Source organism: Kosakonia quasisacchari (assembly GCF_004331415.1).
Classification (GTDB): domain Bacteria; phylum Pseudomonadota; class Gammaproteobacteria; order Enterobacterales; family Enterobacteriaceae; genus Kosakonia; species Kosakonia quasisacchari.
The window spans coordinates 22,202-38,629 of the sequence record NZ_SJOP01000006.1 but is presented as its reverse complement, the minus strand read 5'-3'; the positions used below and the strand labels follow the sequence as shown (position 1 = coordinate 38,629).

Sequence of the window (16,428 nt, the reverse complement as noted above, 5' to 3'; positions counted from 1 at the left end):
AAAGCCCCCGCAGAAGGCGGGGGCGAAAGTTCAGGTGAGATCGGCCATCAGCACTTTTGACCGGCGCTGGTAGTTGTACATCTCTTTTTTGGTTTCCGGCAAAGAATCAATATCTACAGGCGTGAAACCGCGCTCCTGGAACCAGTGAATGCTGCGGGTGGTCAGCACAAACAGTTTGCTCAGACCAATCTGTCTTGCCTGTGCCGCAATGCGCTCCAGCAGCACTTCCCCGCGCGATGAACTGCGGTAATCAGGATGAACCGCTACGCAGGCCATTTCACCGATTTTCTCTTCCGGGAAAGGATAAAGCGCCGCACAGGCGATGGTCAGGTTATCGCGCTCGATAATCGTGAACTTGTCGATCTCCATCTCAAGCTGTTCGCGCGAGCGGCGCACCAGGATCCCTTGCTGTTCCAGCGGGCGGATAAGCTCCAGGATCCCGCCGATATCATTGATGGTGGCGCGGCGGATCTGCTCGGCGCTCTCCATCACAATTTGCGTACCGATCCCGTCGCGCGAGAAGAGTTCCTGCAACAGCGCACCATCTTCCTGGTAGCTGATTAAATGGCTGCGGCGCACACCGCTACGGCAAGCTTTGACCGCGCCACGCAGGAAACGCACGGTGCCGGAGTGGTAATCGCCACGCGCTTCCAGCGTCTCGACGCGCGCCTGCGCTTCATTCGGGAACAGCTCAGAAACAATATCGCCCTCATCGTTCATCACACCTTGTGACGAACAAAAGCCGATCATCTTTTCTGCTTTCAGTTTGATAGCAAGCTGAGTGGCGATCTCTTCCGAGGTCAGGTTAAAACTTTCGCCAGTGACCGAAACCGCGACCGGCCCCATCAGCACAATCGCGCCGCTGGCGAGTTGGCGGTGAATCGCTTCTTCATCAATACGACGAATACGGCCGCTGTGGCAGTAATCGACACCATCATCCACGCCCAACGGCTGAGAGATAATGAAATTACCGCTAACGACATTAATATGCGCGCCTTGCAATGGGGTATTGTTGAGGCTCATCGACAGACGTGCGGTGATGTCCAGTTGCAACAACCCGGCGGCTTGCTTAACCAGTTCGAGCGTTTTAGCGTCGGTAACGCGGGTATGTTTGTGGTAAATCGGCTCGTGGTTGTGTTCGGCGAGATTGGCGTCTATCTGCGGACGCGCGCCGTAAACCACTACCAGCCGGATACCGAGGCTATGCAGTAGGCCGATGTCATTGACAATACTGGAAAAGTTCTCATGCTCAATGGCTTCACCGCCGAGCATAATGACAAACGTCTTGCCACGGTGGGCATTAATATAGGGAACGGAGTGGCGAAATCCCTGCACCAGTTCGGTTCTACGCTCTTTTACCACGGCCTGTCCTCAATGCATGATTATTCGTAAATTGTGTATTTTTATTCTTTTCTGCCGTCGCGTGCAAGTGCAAATTTTGGTGTCGCGTAACAAATGTTCCTCGTCGCAGCCCGCGGGCAGACATATGTTTACCCTTTAATAGATGACAGTTTATGCATCATTCGTTAAAGTTTTCGGTCAATTTTGACGAATATTATTACGTATTTAAAAATTGCTCGGGAGAAGCATGTCAGGAAGTCAATCAGCGCTGAGCCGCCGCCGATTTTTAAAAGGTGCGGGGGCCATGTGGTTATTAAGCGTGAGCCAAATTGGTTTGGCTGCAGTCAGCCAGGTGGTGGCGGTTCGCGTCTGGCCAGCGTCAAGCTATACGCGCGTGACGGTGGAATCGAACCATGTCGTCAAATATAAGCAGTTCGCGTTGAGTAACCCCGACCGGCTGGTGGTGGATCTCGAAGGTGTGCATCTTAACTCCGTGTTAAAAGGCATGGGCGCACAGATCCGTGGCGACGATCCTTATATCAAATCCGCGCGAGTGGGGCAGTTCGATCCACAGACGGTGCGCATGGTGTTTGAGCTTAAGCAGGACGTGAAGCCGCAGCTGTTTGCGCTGGCACCGGTGGCCGGTTTTAAAGAGCGACTGGTGATGGATCTCTACCCGGCGAATGCGAAAGATGTGCAGGACCCGCTGCTGGCGCTGCTTGAAGAGTACAACAAAGGCGATCTTGAGCAGCAGGTGCCGCCCGCAGAGAGTGGCCCGAAGCCGGGGAAAGCCGGACGTGACAGGCCAATCGTGATCATGCTCGATCCTGGCCACGGCGGTGAAGATCCGGGGGCGATGGGGAAATATCGTACCCGAGAAAAAGATGTGGTGCTGCAAATCGCGCGTCGGCTGCATGCGCTGATCGAGAAAGAGAGCAATATGAAATCCTATATGACGCGCAACGAGGATGTATTTATTCCGTTGAAAGTGCGCGTTGCCAAGGCGCAAAAACAGCGCGCTGACCTGTTTGTGTCGATTCACGCTGATGCTTTCAGCAGCCGCCAGCCGAGCGGTTCTTCCGTTTTTGCGTTGTCGACGAAAGGGGCGACCAGTACCGCAGCGAAATATCTGGCGGAAACGCAGAACGCGTCGGACTTAATCGGTGGGGTGAGCAAGAGCGGCGATCGTTATCTGGATCACACCATGTTCGATATGGTGCAGTCGTTAACGATTAATGACAGCCTGAAGTTTGGCAAAGCGGTGCTTAACAGGCTCGGGAATATCAATAACCTGCATAAAAATCAGGTTGAGCAGGCCGGCTTCGCGGTGCTGAAAGCGCCGGATATTCCGTCGATTCTGGTGGAAACCGCGTTTATCAGTAACGTGGAAGAGGAGCGTAAGCTGAAGACGGCGAAATTCCAGCAGGAAGTGGCAGAGTCGATTCTGGCAGGGATTAAAGCCTACTTCTCGGATGGCGCGACGCTGGCGAGAAGGGGATAACAGAATGGCGCTGAGAAGCGCCATTTTCTTTTGCGAACCGCAGAAACAAAAAAACACCCGTTAAGGTGTTTATTGTGTTGGTTGCGGGGGCCGGATTTGAACCGACGACCTTCGGGTTATGAGCCCGACGAGCTACCAGGCTGCTCCACCCCGCGTCCGTCTTGTTTACACTTCCATCATGTAAACTTTTTTCTTCACATTTTAATTGGTTGCGGGGGCCGGATTTGAACCGACGACCTTCGGGTTATGAGCCCGACGAGCTACCAGGCTGCTCCACCCCGCGTCCGTGGATGCGCACTATACTCTGCAAACGTATTGATGCAACCTTTTTTTTGCGTGGATCGCATAATTGACGGGATTATGTGTAAAAACAATACAATCCGTTTATTTTTTGCACTAAATTAGCGCCGAGTAGTGCTGGCGCATTTCATTAGCGGGTGGGGTTTGTTATCTTCACCCCGCTCCGGGTTAATCAGAAGATGAGAGATAATGAAAGGACGTTGGGTTAAGTTCGCACTCACAGGCGCAATGGTGGCAATTCTCGCGGCCTGCTCTTCAAAACCGACCGATCGCGGTCAACAGTATAAAGACGGAAAATTTTCCCAGCCTTTTTCCCTGGTCAATCAACCTGACGCCGTAGGTGCGCCAATCAATGCCGGAGACTTCTCCGAGCAGGTCAATCAAATTCGCAGCGCCTCACCGCGCCTCTACGGCAGCCAGAGCGGTGTGTATAACGCGATTCAGTCGTGGCTGATGTCCGGTGGCGATACGCGTAATTTACGCCAGTACGGTCTCGACGCCTGGCAAATGGAAGGCACCGACAACTATGGCAACGTGCAATTCACCGGTTACTACACGCCGGTCGTGCAGGCGCGCCATACACGCCAGGGCGAATTTCAGTACCCGATTTACCGTATGCCGTCTAAACGTGGTCGTCTGCCGTCCCGCGCGGAAATTTACGCCGGCGCGCTCAGCGACAGCTATGTGCTGGCGTACAGCAACTCGCTGATGGACAACTTTATTATGGATGTGCAGGGCAGCGGCTATATCGATTTTGGCGACGGCAGCCCACTTAACTTCTTCAGCTATGCAGGGAAAAACGGTCACGCTTATCGCAGTATCGGCAAAGTGCTGATCGACCGGGGGGAAGTGAAGCGTGAAGATATGTCGATGCAGGCGATTCGTGAATGGGGCGAAAAACATAGCGAATCGGAAGTCCGCGCGTTGCTGGAAGAGAATGCGTCATTCGTCTTCTTTAAGCCGCAATCCTGGGCACCGGTAAAAGGAGCCAGTGCTGTGCCGCTGATTGGCCGTGCTTCTGTCGCTTCCGACCGGTCGATTATTCCGCCGGGCACGACGTTGCTGGCAGAAGTGCCGCAACTGGATAACAACGGCAAGTTCAATGGCAAATATGAACTGCGCCTGATGGTGGCGCTGGATGTCGGCGGCGCAATCAAAGGCCAGCACTTCGATATTTATCAGGGCATTGGCCCGGATGCGGGTCACCGCGCCGGATGGTACAACCATTATGGCCGCGTATGGGTGTTGAAAAACGCCCCCGGAACCGGCGCTGGCGGCGGCGTGTTCAGTGGTTGAGTATGCTACACTCGCCCCTCTTCCGGACCCGGAAGAGGAGCTTTCGTTTCATCTTGAGGTTTGTTTATGTCAGCAGTAATCAGTGACGCCTGGCGCCAGCGCTTTGGCGGCACCGCGCGGTTGTATGGTGAAAAAGCGCTGCAATGGTTTGCCGACGCGCATATCTGTGTGGTGGGCATTGGCGGTGTCGGTTCGTGGGCGGCAGAAGCGCTGGCGCGTACCGGCATTGGCGCGATCACGCTGATTGATATGGATGATGTCTGCGTCACGAACACCAACCGGCAAATCCACGCCCTGCGTGAAAATGTGGGGCTAGCAAAAGCCGAGGTGATGGCGGAGCGTATTCGCCAGATAAACCCGGAGTGCCTGGTGACGGTGGTCGATGATTTTGTCACTGCCGATAACGTTGCACAGTTGATGAACCGTGATTACAGCTATGTGATTGACGCCATTGACAGTGTGCGCCCAAAAGCAGCGCTCATTGCTTATTGCCGACGCAATAAGATCCCGCTGGTGACGACCGGCGGCGCGGGTGGGCAGATTGATCCGACCCAGATCCAGGTGAGCGATCTGGCGAAAACCATTCAGGATCCGCTGGCGGCGAAACTGCGCGAGCGGTTAAAAAGCGATTTTGGCGTGATCAAAAACAGCAAAGGTAAGCTGGGCGTGGATTGCGTATTTTCCACTGAAGCGCTGGTTTACCCGCAGGCTGACGGCTCCGTGTGCGCAATGAAAAGCACGGCGGAAGGGCCAAAACGTATGGATTGTGCTGCCGGTTTCGGTGCGGCGACGATGGTAACCGCGACGTTTGGATTTATCGCGGTCTCCCATGCGCTGAAAAAACTGATGGCGAAAGCGGAGCGTCAGGCCAGCGCCTGACGGGCTGCATCCTGCACGGCGGCCGCCAGCGCCGCCAGCCCCTGGCTACGCGATGCGCTAAGCTGGGTGCGTAACCCCAACTCATCAAACAGCGCCAGTGGATCGTGATTCACCAGCGTTTCCGGGGATTTTCCTTCTACGGCGGTCAGCAGAACCGCCAGCAACCCGCGTACGATGCGGCCTTCACTGTCGCCAAAAAAGTGCATTTTCCCGTTCGCGCTGAGCGTGGAGCCCAGCCAGACACGGTTTTCGCAGCCGGGAATTTCCCGCGCCTGCGCTTTTAATTCATCCGTTGCTGCGGGTAACTGCTTACCAAGCAGGATCAACTGGCGATACTTCTCTTCCCACTGATTGAGTGCGACAAATGTCTGGCGCAGTGTCTCTTCGGTTACTACCGTGCCGAACGGATGTCCGGCAAAAGCAGGGCTGGTCATGCATCCCCCAGAATGTCGAGCGCGCGATCAACGGCACTGATCAGCGCATCAACATCGTGTTGCGTATTATAAGGGGCAAATGAAGCGCGCAGCGTACCATTGACACCCAGCGCCGCCAGCAACGGCTGAGCGCAGTGTTGACCGGCACGCAGCGCGATGCCGTAGCCGGCAAGTAGCGTCACCATATCGCTATGGTGAATACCGTCAAAATCGAAAGCTAACAGGCTGGAATCCTGGCAGCGGAACGAGCGGAAACCCGGGCGCTGCGCCAGTTGCTCCTCTGCAAGCGTGGCTAACCCACGGCTGTAGCTCTCCGCCTGGACGATATCCAGCGTATCCAGCCACTCGAGCGCGGCGCTTAAACCAATCACCCCCGCGACGTTAGGCGTCCCGGCTTCCAGTTTGTACGGCACCGGTTGCGTGGTGAATCCATCAAACGTCACTTCGGTAATCATCTTGCCGCCACCGAGCCACGGTGTCATTTCATTGAGCAGTTCCGCTTTGCCATACAGCGCACCGATGCCGTTTGGTCCATACAACTTATGGCCGGAGAAGGCGTAGAAGTCGATATCCAGACGCTGAACGTTCGCCGGGAAATGCACCACGCCTTGTGCGCCGTCGACCACCACGACCATGCCTGCTGCATGTGCCAGGGTAATGGCGCGTTCCAGATCCGGGCAGCCGCCAGTGACGTTGGACATCTGTCCGAGCGCCAGAATCCGGCTACGCGGGGTAATTAACTGCGGTAATTGCGCGATATCCGGCAGGTGATCGACACCCAGCGGTAATTTCACCACTTTTGCGCCCGTTTGCTGCGCGACCATCAGCCACGGCACCAGGTTCGCGTGGTGTTCCGCTTCACTGACGAGGATTTCATCCCCGGCTTGCAGACGCGGGCGAGCGTAGCATTGCGCGACCATATTGATGGCTTCAGTGGTGCCGCGCGTCCAGACGATATTTTTCCCGGACGGCGCGTTTAGCAGGGCGGCAACCTGTTCGCGCGCGGCTTCATAGCGGGCGGTGAGCTGCTGCGCCTGCGCGAACTGGCTGCGATGCACGTTGCCAGCGCTCAGGCTGTAGAACTGTTGCGTGGCGTCAATCACGGCTTGCGGCTTCAGAGCTGTGGCGGCGCTGTCGAGATAGACGCCCGCATCGGCAAGCGCCGGAAACTGCGCGCGAAAGTGCGCTGGGTTAAATGCGTTCATGCGATTCCTCATCTAATTACCAAGATCGTCGCGCAATTTTTCGGTCGTAGCAAGGCAGTTGATAACCATCGGAATTGTCTGTTTGTCCTGGCAGAGTTCAGTAAGCAGGTTATGCTGAATAGTGTTAGTTAATCGTTCGAGACTCTTCCACGAAGAGTATTTCACAGCATTAATTGCCAGAAGGAGAAGAAGATGAAAAAGGCTGCCGCAATTATTTCTGCATGTGCTTTTGCTTTTGCCCTGAGCGCCTGTTCCAGCCCGAACTATGCGTTACATACCAACGACGGTCGTACGATTATTTCGGAAGGTAAACCGAAAACCGACGATCAGACCGGCATGATCTCTTATAAAGACGCCAACGGTAATGAGCAACAGATCAACCGTACCGACGTCAAAGAGATGGTCGCGCTGGAGAAATAACCCTGATTTCAGGCAAAAAAAAGCACCGCAATCTTGCGGTGCTACATTAATCACTATGGACAGACAGGGTAAATGTACAGGAAGTGAAAAAGGGGTAGCGTTGCTACCGGGGTCTGAATAGCAGACCAAATTGCAAACACAACAACACAACATCACAACCGTAAGCCAAAAGCCCTTCAGAACACGCATTCCAAAAAAAGCTTCTCGTTCCGGCTCAGGAAGTGCCGCCACTATAGGTATTTGCTGGTAGAAGCTCAACGGACAATTTATAATGGCTCAGATAAAAAAAACTAATAGGTTAAACACTGTTTCCTGTTTGTTAATTTGCCTTTACATCTAAGCCTGATAACCATGTCCAAGCGATTACCACCACTCAATGCATTACGTGTTTTTGATGCCGCTGCCCGTCATCTGAGTTTTACTCGTGCCGCCGATGAGCTTTTTGTGACGCAGGCCGCAGTAAGCCACCAAATCAAGTCTCTCGAGGATTTTCTCGGCCTGAAACTGTTCCGTCGACGCAACCGTTCGCTGCTGCTTACCGAGGAAGGTCAGAGTTATTTTCAGGATATCAAAGAGATATTTTCCCAGCTCAATGAGGCCACCCGCAAACTACAAGCACGCAGTGCAAAAGGCGCGCTAACGGTGAGTTTATTGCCCAGTTTTGCCATTCAATGGTTGGTGCCGAGACTCTCCAGCTTTAACTCAGCTTATCCGGGAATCGACGTGCGCATTCAGGCGGTTGACCGGGAAGAGGACAAACTGGCGGACGATGTCGACGTGGCGATTTTTTACGGACGCGGCAACTGGCCTGGGCTGCGTGTTGAAAAATTGTACGCAGAATACTTGCTACCGGTGTGTTCCCCATTATTACTCACCGGCGATAAGGCATTGAAAACACCAGCAGATCTGGCGCATCACACCTTACTCCATGACGCTTCTCGTCGCGACTGGCAAACTTATACGCGCCAGTTAGGTCTTAATCTTAACGTTCAGCAGGGACCTATTTTCAGCCACAGCTCAATGGTGCTGCAGGCAGCTATCCACGGACAAGGGGTCGCGCTGGCCAACAACGTAATGGCACAGTCCGAAATTGAGGCAGGCCGTCTGGTCTGCCCATTTAATGATGTTCTGGTCAGCAAGAACGCGTTTTATCTGGTTTGTCATGACAGCCAGGCAGAACTGGGTAAAATAGCCGCCTTTCGTCAGTGGATCCTGGCAAAAGCGGCCAGCGAACAGGAAAAGTTCCGTTTCCGTTACGAACAATAATTCGCGCGCGTACGTCGCGTATGACTTTTAGGGTACTCACATGACCAGCCGTTTTATGCTGATTTTTGCCGCGGTAAGCGGTTTTGTGTTCGTCGCGCTGGGGGCTTTCGGTGCGCACGTTTTACGTAAATCTTTGGGCGTGGTGGAGATGAGTTGGATCCAGACCGGGCTCGAATATCAGGCGTTCCACACGCTCGCGGTGCTTGGGCTTGCGGTGGCGATGCAGCGCCGCATCAGCATCTGGTTTTACTGGAGCAGCGTTTTTTTGGCGTTCGGCACCGTGTTGTTTAGCGGCAGCCTTTATTGCCTGGCGCTCTCGCATTTACGCCTGTGGGCGTTTGTTACGCCAGTCGGTGGCGTCTGTTTTCTCATCGGCTGGGCATTAATGTTAGTTGGCGCAATTCGTCTGAAACGTAGGGGCGTTGTTCATGAATAAAGTGGTGTTGCTGTGCCGCCCAGGTTTTGAGAAAGAGTGCGCAGCAGAAATTACCGATAAAGCCGGGCGCCTTGAGGTGTTCGGTTTCGCGCGTGTGAAAGAGAACGCGGGCTACGTTGTTTTCGAATGTTACCAGCAGGACGACGCTGACAAAGTGGCACGCGAGCTGCCGTTCAGTTCGCTGATTTTTGTCCGTCAGATGTTTGTCGTCAGTGAACTGCTGCGCGACCTGCCGCCGGAAGATCGCATTACACCGATCGTCGGCATGCTGCAGGGTGTCGTGGATAAAGGCGGCGATCTGCGTGTCGAAGTGGCCGATACCAACGAAAGCAAAGAGTTGATGAAGTTTTGTCGCAAGTTTACCGTTCCGCTGCGCAGTGCGCTGCGTGAAGCGGGTATCCTGGCGCGTAGCGATTCACCGAAGCGTCCGGTCGTTCATGTGTTCTTTATTGCGCCGGGTTGCTGTTACACCGGTTATTCGTATTCGTTTAACAACTCGCCGTTCTATATGGGCATCCCGCGTCTGAAGTTTCCATCCGATGCGCCGAGCCGTTCAACGCTGAAACTGGAAGAGGCGTTCCACGTCTTTATTCCGGCAGATGAGTGGGACGAACGCCTGGCAAATGGTATGTACGCGGTCGATCTCGGTGCGTGCCCTGGTGGTTGGACCTATCAACTGGTGAAACGCAACATGTGGGTGGCTTCTGTGGATAACGGTCCGATGGCGCAAAGCCTGATGGATACCGGCCAAGTGACCTGGCTGCGTGAAGATGGTTTCCGCTACCGACCGAACCGCAACAACATCTCATGGATGGTGTGCGACATGGTGGAGAAACCGGCGAAAGTCGCCGCACTGATGGCGCAGTGGCTGACCAATGGCTGGTGCCGGGAAACCATTTTCAACCTCAAGCTGCCAATGAAAAAGCGCTACGAAGAAGTGTCGAACAACCTGGCTTATATTCAGGCGCAACTGGATGAACACAACATTTCCGCACAGATCCAGGCGCGTCAGCTGTATCACGACCGCGAAGAAGTGACGGTACATGTGCGCAGAATGTGGGCTGCAGTAGGCGGGCGTCGCGACGAGCGCTAGCTGCCAGTTCGTCCGGCTATCTTATGTATCCGGACGATGCGCAAAAGCCTTTTCGTTTCGGCTCTTGCGCACAGGGCGGGTTCGGAGAATCTGCACGATAACGCCAGCAATGCTGGCGTTAATTTTTGGTGGTTTTCGCCAGTTCGCTCACCAGCGGCAGCATGATGCGCACCACGTCGCGGCTGCGGCGCTCAATGCGCCCCGGTAGCGCCTGGTCGATATACTGTTGGTTATCCAGCCGGGCATTATGGTGGCTCACGCCTTCCGGGAAGGTTTTGGATTTGGCGCGCTGCTGGTTGCCGTCTTTCAGACCCAGCGACCAGTTTGTCGCTTCCACCGACAGCACCGGAATAGACGCCTGATCAAACACCTGCGCATCATTAGCGCTGTGGTTGCTTTTTGTGGTTGTGACCGGAGCGCTCATCGCCAGAATCCCGTGCGAACGGGCAATCGCCAATGCCCGATCCCGCGTCAGTTTGCGCACAGAAGCCGGGGTGTTTTTCCCGCTATTAAAGTAGAGCTTGTCGCCAACGATCAGGTTATTCATGTTGATCACCAGCAGCGTGTTTTTGCGCTCTTTGTCGGTCATTCGCGCGAGATAGTTCTCTGCGCCAAGCTGGCCTTCCTCTTCGCCGCTGGTGGCGACAAAACGAATACCGTATTGCGTTGGCGTCTGCTTCAGCGCTTGCGCCAGCTCAAGCATTACGCCCACTGCTGCGGCGTTATCATCCATCCCCTGCAGTGTTAAACCGCCAAGGTTGTTGTCGACATCCGCATCGCTGCGCGGCGCGTAGGTATCGAGGTGCGCCATAATAATGATCTGCTGCGGCAGTTTGCCTTCATGCGCGGCAATCACCGTGCTGCCGGTAACGTTTTGCCAGTTCTGCTGGTTATCTTTCGCTGTATAGCGGTAACGGGTTTTGAATTTGCGGATATCGCTCTGGTAGCCCATTTGTTCAAATTGTTGCTGAACATAGTCCGCCGAGAGCATTTCGGCGGGGGTGCCGGTCATACGTCCTGGGAACAGGGTGGCAATGTGACGCGCCTGCTCAGTAGCAAAGTCGCCGGGTTGAGAGGTCCGGGCAGAAACCGGGAGGATAAAGCATACGCCGAGCGCCAGGGCAGCGGTACGGAGGCGCAATGCGGAAAACATAGTGAGTCCTTTAAGCAGCAGAATTTTTACCGCGCTTAGTATGAAACTGTGACCCGCTTTACACAATTTCATTTCTTCTTAACCTTCCGAAAATACTGATGTTAAGCACTTTTTGATATTTGCTTTGCACAAGCGTTATTCCTTTGCGGAACTACTCATTCCAATTCGTAATTTCATTCGTTCTAAACCGCCCCCTATAGTCCCTCTATTGCTGGTCTCGAGTGAGTTACTGCGTTGTGGATTACCTGCCGTTATTTGCTGCTGTAAAAGACCGCCCCGTTTTGGTGATTGGCGGCGGTGAAATCGCCGCGCGCAAAATCGCCTTTTTGCGTCGGGCTGGCGCACATGTGCAAGTGGTAGCGCGACGGTTGGAACCGCAGTTGCAGCAACTTGCCGATGCGCAATCCATTCACTGGCTGGCTACCGCGTTTGACGAATCGCAGCTGGAGGCGGTTTTCCTGGTGATAGCCGCCACCAACGATTCGGCGCTGAACCGCCGGGTGTTTGACGCCGCCAATGCGCGTCATCGGTTGGTGAATGTTGTGGACGATCAGCCGCTGTGCTCCTTTATTTTCCCGTCGATTGTCGATCGCTCGCCGTTGCTGGTGGCGATCTCTTCCGGCGGCAACGCACCTGTGCTGGCGCGGTTACTGCGTGAAAAGATTGAAGCGCTGCTGCCGGGAAATCTCGGGCGCTTGGCAGAGGTTGCCGGGCGCTGGCGGACGCGCATCAAAGCGTTTCGCCGTACCACCGATGAGCGGCGTCGTTTTTGGGAAACCGCTTTTCGCGGGCGTTTTGCCAGCCTGATGGCAGCGGGTGACGAACCGGCAGCGGAAAAAGCGCTGGAAGCGGAACTGACTCAACCAGGTTCAAGCGGCGGTGAAATCATGCTTGTCGGTGCCGGGCCAGGCGATGCCGGACTGTTGACGTTGCGGGGTTTGCAGGTTATCCAGCAGGCAGACGTTGTGTTTTATGACCACCTCGTAAGTGATGCAGTGCTGGAGCTGGTGCGGCGAGATGCCGAGAAAATCTGCGTCGGTAAACGTGCCGGTTCGCACGCTGTCGCGCAGCATGATACCAACCGCATGTTGGTGGAAGCGGCGCGCGAGGGGAAAACGGTGGTGCGCCTGAAAGGCGGCGATCCGTTTATCTTCGGACGCGGCGGTGAAGAGCTACAGGCCGCCGCTGCGGCGGGCATTCCTTTCCAGGTGGTGCCGGGCGTTACGGCAGCATCGGGTGCGACAGCCTATGCAGGCATCCCGCTGACGCACCGGGATTTTGCCCAGAGCGTTACGTTTGTAACCGGCCATTATAAAGCCGACAGCGCGCCGTTTGACTGGTCGCAACTGGCGCAGAGCCGCCAGACGCTGGCGATTTATATGGGCACGATGAAGGCGGCTGAAATCAGCGAACAGCTGATTGCCCACGGGCGTGACGAAACAACGCCCGTGGCGGTGATTTCCCGCGGTACGCGCGTGGATCAACACGTTACTACCGGCACATTAGAACAACTTGAGGAACTGGCGAAAGCCGCGCCAATGCCTGCCCTGTTGGTGGTAGGTGAGGTGGTTGGGCTGCAGCGTGAACTCGCCTGGTTCCAGCATACGACAGCGACGGATGCGTTTGGCGCTTCCGTGATTAATCTGGCTTAAGGAATGGTTATGGATCAAAAACGACTCACTCATTTGCGACAACTGGAGGCGGAAAGCATCCATATCATCCGCGAAGTGGCCGCCGAATTTTCCAACCCGGTGATGATGTATTCCATCGGCAAAGATTCCAGCGTGATGCTGCATCTGGCACGCAAAGCCTTCTACCCAGGTACGCTGCCGTTCCCGTTGCTGCACGTTGATACCGGCTGGAAATTCCGTGAGATGTACGAATTCCGTGACCGTACCGCAAAGGCCTACGGCTGCGAGCTGCTGGTGCATAAAAACCCGGAAGGGGTGGCGATGGGGATTAACCCGTTCGTACACGGCAGCGCCAAACACACCGATATCATGAAAACCGAAGGGCTGAAGCAGGCGCTGAACAAGTACGGTTTTGATGCGGCGTTTGGCGGCGCGCGCCGTGACGAAGAGAAATCGCGAGCCAAAGAGCGCATTTACTCCTTCCGCGATCGTTTCCACCGCTGGGATCCGAAAAACCAGCGCCCGGAGCTGTGGCATAACTACAACGGCCAGATCAACAAAGGCGAAAGTATTCGCGTATTCCCGCTCTCTAACTGGACCGAGCTGGATATCTGGCAGTATATCTTCCTGGAAAATATCGACATTGTTCCGTTGTACCTGGCGGCTGAACGCCCGGTGCTGGAGCGCGACGGGATGCTGATGATGATCGACGATGACCGTATCGATCTGCAGCCGGGTGAGGTGATTGAAAAACGGATGGTGCGTTTCCGTACGCTTGGTTGCTGGCCGTTGACCGGCGCAGTGGAATCAAACGCACAAACGCTGCCGGAGATTATCGAAGAGATGCTGGTTTCAACGACCAGTGAACGTCAGGGGCGCGTGATTGACCGCGACCAGGCCGGCTCCATGGAGCTGAAAAAACGTCAGGGATATTTCTAAGGAGCCGCCATGAACAACACAATTGCACAACAAATTGCTAATGAAGGCGGCGTCGAAGCGTATCTGCATGCCCAGCAGCACAAAAGCCTGCTGCGCTTTTTAACCTGTGGTAGCGTCGATGATGGCAAAAGTACATTGATCGGCCGCCTGCTGCATGATACCCGCCAGATCTACGAAGATCAGCTCTCTACGCTGCACAACGACAGCAAACGCCACGGTACTCAGGGCGAAAAACTCGATCTCGCACTGCTGGTGGATGGCCTGCAAGCAGAGCGCGAACAGGGCATTACTATTGATGTGGCGTACCGCTATTTCTCCACCGAGAAACGCAAATTTATCATCGCCGATACACCTGGGCATGAGCAGTACACCCGTAATATGGCGACCGGCGCGTCGACTTGCGATCTGGCGATTTTGCTGATCGATGCGCGCAAAGGCGTGTTGGATCAAACGCGCCGCCACAGCTTTATCTCCACGCTGCTCGGCATTAAGCACCTGGTGGTGGCCGTCAATAAAATGGACCTTGTTGACTTTAGCGAAGAGACGTTCGACAACATTCGTCAGGATTACCTGACCTTTGCCGGGCAACTGCCGGGCAACCTCGATATCCGCTTTGTGCCGCTGTCGGCGCTGGAAGGGGATAACGTCGCCAGCCAGAGCGCGAAAATGCCGTGGTACAGCGGCCCGACGCTGCTGGAAGTGCTGGAAACCGTAGAAATCCAGCGCGTTGTGGATACGCAGCCGATGCGCTTCCCGGTGCAGTATGTGAACCGCCCGAACCTCGATTTCCGGGGTTTCTCCGGGACGCTCGCTTCTGGCGTGGTGAAAGTCGGCCAGCGCATTAAAGTGCTGCCGTCTGGCGTTGAATCATCCATCGCCCGCATCGTGACCTTTGATGGTGATTTACAGGAAGCCGCAGCGGGCGAAGCCATTACGCTGGTGCTGAAAGATGAGATCGATATCAGCCGTGGTGACTTGATTCTGGATGCGCAGGAAACGTTGCCAGCGGTGCAGGGCGCATCGCTGGATGTGGTGTGGATGGCGGAACAGCCGCTGCAACCGGGCCAGAGTTATGACATCAAAGTGGCAGGCAAAAAAACGCGTGCCCGTGTTGATGGTATCCACTACCAGGTAGACATCAATAATCTGACGCAGCGCCAGACAGAAACGTTACCGCTTAACGGCATTGGCCTGGTAGATCTGACGTTTGACGAACCGCTGACGCTGGATGCTTATCAGCAGAACCCGGTGACCGGCGGCATTATCTTTATTGATCGCCTGAGTAACGTGACCGTTGGCGCAGGAATGGTGCGTGCCGTTTATGTCCAGCAGCCGGCCAGCACGTCCGAATTCAGCGCATTTGAACTGGAACTGAATCAACTTATTCGTAAGCACTTCCCGCACTGGGGCGCCCGCGATCTGCTGGGAGGCAAGTAATGGCACAGCATGACGAAAACGTCGTCTGGCACGCGCACCCGGTGACGCCAAAAGCGCGTGAGCAACTCCACGGTCACCGTGGGGTTGTGCTGTGGTTTACCGGCCTTTCCGGTTCGGGAAAATCGACCGTCGCGGGGGCGCTGGAAGAGGCGCTGCACCGCGCGGGCGTCAGCACCTATTTGCTGGATGGCGACAATGTGCGCCACGGGCTGTGCAGCGATTTGGGGTTTAGCGACGCCGATCGCAAAGAGAATATCCGCCGCGTGGGCGAAGTGGCTAAATTGATGGTTGAAGCGGGGCTGGTCGTGCTCACTGCTTTTATCTCGCCGCACCGTGCCGAGCGGCAAATGGTGCGCGAGCGCCTGGGCGAAGGGCGTTTTATCGAGGTGTTTGTTGATACGCCGCTGGATATCTGCGAAGCGCGCGATCCTAAGGGGTTGTATAAGAAAGCGCGTGCCGGTGAACTTCGCAATTTTACCGGCATTGATTCGGTTTACGAAGCGCCGGAATCCCCGGAAGTGCATCTGGACGGCGAACAATTGGTAACAAATTTGGTCAGCCAATTATTAGACCTCCTCCGGCGGGGCGATATTATCAGATCCTGAGACGGTACTGGCGATACACGCCATTTTCAGGTTTTCCCGGCGTTGAGGTTTACGCCACCTGAATCAGGGCATGTATCTCCGTTACCGATCGTACAGGCAACAGGATCAGATATGCGCAACAGTCAGAACATCACCATTCCACGGTCGCAGGCGATGACGACCACTACCGACGAAACCACCACATGGTCGTTCCCTGGAGCGGTTGTGGGCTTTGTCGCTTGGCTGCTGGCGCTCGGCATCCCGTTTATGATTTACGGCTCCAATACGCTTTTTTTCTTTCTCTACACCTGGCCTTTTTTTCTCGCACTGATGCCCGTAGCCGTCGTGGTCGGCATTGCGCTGCATTCGCTACTTGATGGCAAGCTGCTTTACAGCAGCGTGGCGACACTGTTGACGGTGATCGCCATGTTCGGCGTGCTGTTTATGTGGCTGATGGGTTAACCCTTCTCATACGTCAAACCGTAACGCTCATTAAGGCAATGTGTCTGGCTA

The 16,428-nt window shown here is 55.1% G+C and carries 16 protein-coding genes and 2 tRNA genes; 12 read left to right on the top strand and 6 right to left on the bottom strand.

Annotation, left to right across the window (positions count from 1 at the left end; all coding sequences use genetic code 11):
* Positions 1–30: 30 nt before the first annotated feature.
* On the bottom strand, positions 31–1,362 hold the full coding sequence (gene argA / locus E0L21_RS08025; protein WP_131408331.1) for an amino-acid N-acetyltransferase: 1,332 nt from the start codon (positions 1,360–1,362) through the stop codon (positions 31–33).
* A gap of 226 nt (positions 1,363–1,588) precedes the next feature.
* Here argA and amiC point away from each other — a divergent pair, with 226 nt between their 5' ends.
* Positions 1,589–2,842 carry an N-acetylmuramoyl-L-alanine amidase AmiC gene (gene amiC, locus E0L21_RS08020; protein ID WP_131408329.1) on the top strand — a complete coding sequence of 418 codons (1,254 nt, stop codon included), beginning with the start codon at positions 1,589–1,591 and terminating at the stop codon, positions 2,840–2,842.
* 78 nt (positions 2,843–2,920) lie between these two features.
* Here the strand turns inward: amiC and E0L21_RS08015 are convergent.
* Both E0L21_RS08015 and E0L21_RS08010 read right to left on the bottom strand, forming a co-directional pair.
* Positions 2,921–2,997, bottom strand: a tRNA-Met gene (locus E0L21_RS08015).
* A gap of 51 nt (positions 2,998–3,048) precedes the next feature.
* Positions 3,049–3,125: transfer RNA gene (locus E0L21_RS08010), tRNA-Met, on the bottom strand.
* Between the two features lie 206 nt (positions 3,126–3,331).
* Here E0L21_RS08010 and mltA point away from each other — a divergent pair.
* A complete protein-coding gene (gene mltA, locus E0L21_RS08005) occupies positions 3,332–4,438 on the top strand; it encodes a murein transglycosylase A (RefSeq protein WP_131408327.1) in 1,107 nt (368 codons plus the stop codon).
* Between the two features lie 66 nt (positions 4,439–4,504).
* Entirely contained in the window at positions 4,505–5,317 is an 813-nt protein-coding gene (tcdA, locus tag E0L21_RS08000) for a tRNA cyclic N6-threonylcarbamoyladenosine(37) synthase TcdA (protein WP_131408325.1), read from the top strand.
* On the opposite strand, the gene csdE is transcribed toward tcdA, so the two are convergent.
* Entirely contained in the window at positions 5,302–5,751 is a 450-nt protein-coding gene (gene csdE / locus E0L21_RS07995; protein WP_131408323.1) for a cysteine desulfurase sulfur acceptor subunit CsdE, read from the bottom strand. The genes tcdA and csdE overlap by 16 nt on opposite strands.
* A complete protein-coding gene (gene csdA / locus E0L21_RS07990) occupies positions 5,748–6,956 on the bottom strand; it encodes a cysteine desulfurase CsdA (protein ID WP_131408321.1) in 1,209 nt (402 codons plus the stop codon). Before csdA ends, csdE begins: the two co-directional genes overlap by 4 nt.
* A gap of 192 nt (positions 6,957–7,148) precedes the next feature.
* Between csdA and E0L21_RS07985 the strand changes: the two genes are divergently transcribed.
* From E0L21_RS07985 to rlmM, 4 genes are all read left to right on the top strand, one after another.
* Positions 7,149–7,376, top strand: a complete 228-nt coding sequence (locus E0L21_RS07985; protein ID WP_017457702.1) for a YgdI/YgdR family lipoprotein — start codon at positions 7,149–7,151, stop codon at positions 7,374–7,376.
* A gap of 351 nt (positions 7,377–7,727) precedes the next feature.
* Positions 7,728–8,642, top strand: coding sequence for a glycine cleavage system transcriptional regulator GcvA (gcvA, locus tag E0L21_RS07980; protein ID WP_131408319.1), 915 nt, complete (start codon positions 7,728–7,730; stop codon positions 8,640–8,642).
* A gap of 40 nt (positions 8,643–8,682) precedes the next feature.
* Positions 8,683–9,078, top strand: a complete 396-nt coding sequence (locus E0L21_RS07975) for a DUF423 domain-containing protein (protein WP_020455036.1) — start codon at positions 8,683–8,685, stop codon at positions 9,076–9,078.
* Complete coding sequence (rlmM, locus tag E0L21_RS07970) at positions 9,071–10,171, top strand: 23S rRNA (cytidine(2498)-2'-O)-methyltransferase RlmM (RefSeq protein ID WP_131408317.1); 1,101 nt, start codon at positions 9,071–9,073, stop codon at positions 10,169–10,171. Before E0L21_RS07975 ends, rlmM begins: the two co-directional genes overlap by 8 nt.
* Before the next feature lie 118 nt (positions 10,172–10,289).
* Here the strand turns inward: rlmM and E0L21_RS07965 are convergent, their stop codons facing one another.
* On the bottom strand, positions 10,290–11,324 hold the full coding sequence (locus tag E0L21_RS07965; protein ID WP_131408315.1) for an aminopeptidase: 1,035 nt from the start codon (positions 11,322–11,324) through the stop codon (positions 10,290–10,292).
* Positions 11,325–11,560: 236 nt separating this feature from the next.
* Between E0L21_RS07965 and cysG the strand changes: the two genes are divergently transcribed.
* The 5 genes from cysG to E0L21_RS07940 all read left to right on the top strand — a co-directional run bounded on the left by cysG (position 11,561) and on the right by E0L21_RS07940 (position 16,377).
* A complete protein-coding gene (gene cysG / locus E0L21_RS07960) occupies positions 11,561–12,976 on the top strand; it encodes a siroheme synthase CysG (protein WP_131408658.1) in 1,416 nt (471 codons plus the stop codon).
* 9 nt (positions 12,977–12,985) lie between these two features.
* A complete protein-coding gene (cysD, locus tag E0L21_RS07955; RefSeq protein ID WP_017457708.1) occupies positions 12,986–13,894 on the top strand; it encodes a sulfate adenylyltransferase subunit CysD in 909 nt (302 codons plus the stop codon).
* A 9-nt stretch (positions 13,895–13,903) separates the two neighbouring features.
* Positions 13,904–15,331: a sulfate adenylyltransferase subunit CysN gene (gene cysN / locus E0L21_RS07950; RefSeq protein WP_131408313.1), complete on the top strand. Its 1,428-nt coding sequence runs from the start codon at positions 13,904–13,906 to the stop codon at positions 15,329–15,331.
* Entirely contained in the window at positions 15,331–15,936 is a 606-nt protein-coding gene (gene cysC, locus E0L21_RS07945; RefSeq protein ID WP_131408311.1) for an adenylyl-sulfate kinase, read from the top strand. The genes cysN and cysC overlap by 1 nt, the downstream gene beginning before the upstream one ends.
* A 111-nt stretch (positions 15,937–16,047) precedes the next feature.
* Positions 16,048–16,377: a DUF3561 family protein gene (locus tag E0L21_RS07940; RefSeq protein ID WP_131408309.1), complete on the top strand. Its 330-nt coding sequence runs from the start codon at positions 16,048–16,050 to the stop codon at positions 16,375–16,377.
* Positions 16,378–16,428: the final 51 nt, after the last annotated feature.

What these genes read in the sequence shown, in the direction of transcription:
- gcvA (WP_131408319.1), top strand. Translation starts at nt 7,728, where the DNA reads ATGTCCAAGCGATTACCACCACTCAATGCATTACGTGTTTTTGATGCC.
- mltA (WP_131408327.1), top strand. Translation starts at nt 3,332, where the DNA reads ATGAAAGGACGTTGGGTTAAGTTCGCACTCACAGGCGCAATGGTGGCA.
- E0L21_RS07940 (WP_131408309.1), top strand. Translation starts at nt 16,048, where the DNA reads ATGCGCAACAGTCAGAACATCACCATTCCACGGTCGCAGGCGATGACG.
- csdE (WP_131408323.1), bottom strand. Translation starts at nt 5,751, where the DNA reads ATGACCAGCCCTGCTTTTGCCGGACATCCGTTCGGCACGGTAGTAACC.
- tcdA (WP_131408325.1), top strand. Translation starts at nt 4,505, where the DNA reads ATGTCAGCAGTAATCAGTGACGCCTGGCGCCAGCGCTTTGGCGGCACC.
- E0L21_RS07985 (WP_017457702.1), top strand. Translation starts at nt 7,149, where the DNA reads ATGAAAAAGGCTGCCGCAATTATTTCTGCATGTGCTTTTGCTTTTGCC.
- cysC (WP_131408311.1), top strand. Translation starts at nt 15,331, where the DNA reads ATGGCACAGCATGACGAAAACGTCGTCTGGCACGCGCACCCGGTGACG.
- csdA (WP_131408321.1), bottom strand. Translation starts at nt 6,956, where the DNA reads ATGAACGCATTTAACCCAGCGCACTTTCGCGCGCAGTTTCCGGCGCTT.
- rlmM (WP_131408317.1), top strand. Translation starts at nt 9,071, where the DNA reads ATGAATAAAGTGGTGTTGCTGTGCCGCCCAGGTTTTGAGAAAGAGTGC.
- cysN (WP_131408313.1), top strand. Translation starts at nt 13,904, where the DNA reads ATGAACAACACAATTGCACAACAAATTGCTAATGAAGGCGGCGTCGAA.
- E0L21_RS07965 (WP_131408315.1), bottom strand. Translation starts at nt 11,324, where the DNA reads ATGTTTTCCGCATTGCGCCTCCGTACCGCTGCCCTGGCGCTCGGCGTA.
- E0L21_RS07975 (WP_020455036.1), top strand. Translation starts at nt 8,683, where the DNA reads ATGACCAGCCGTTTTATGCTGATTTTTGCCGCGGTAAGCGGTTTTGTG.
- amiC (WP_131408329.1), top strand. Translation starts at nt 1,589, where the DNA reads ATGTCAGGAAGTCAATCAGCGCTGAGCCGCCGCCGATTTTTAAAAGGT.
- cysD (WP_017457708.1), top strand. Translation starts at nt 12,986, where the DNA reads ATGGATCAAAAACGACTCACTCATTTGCGACAACTGGAGGCGGAAAGC.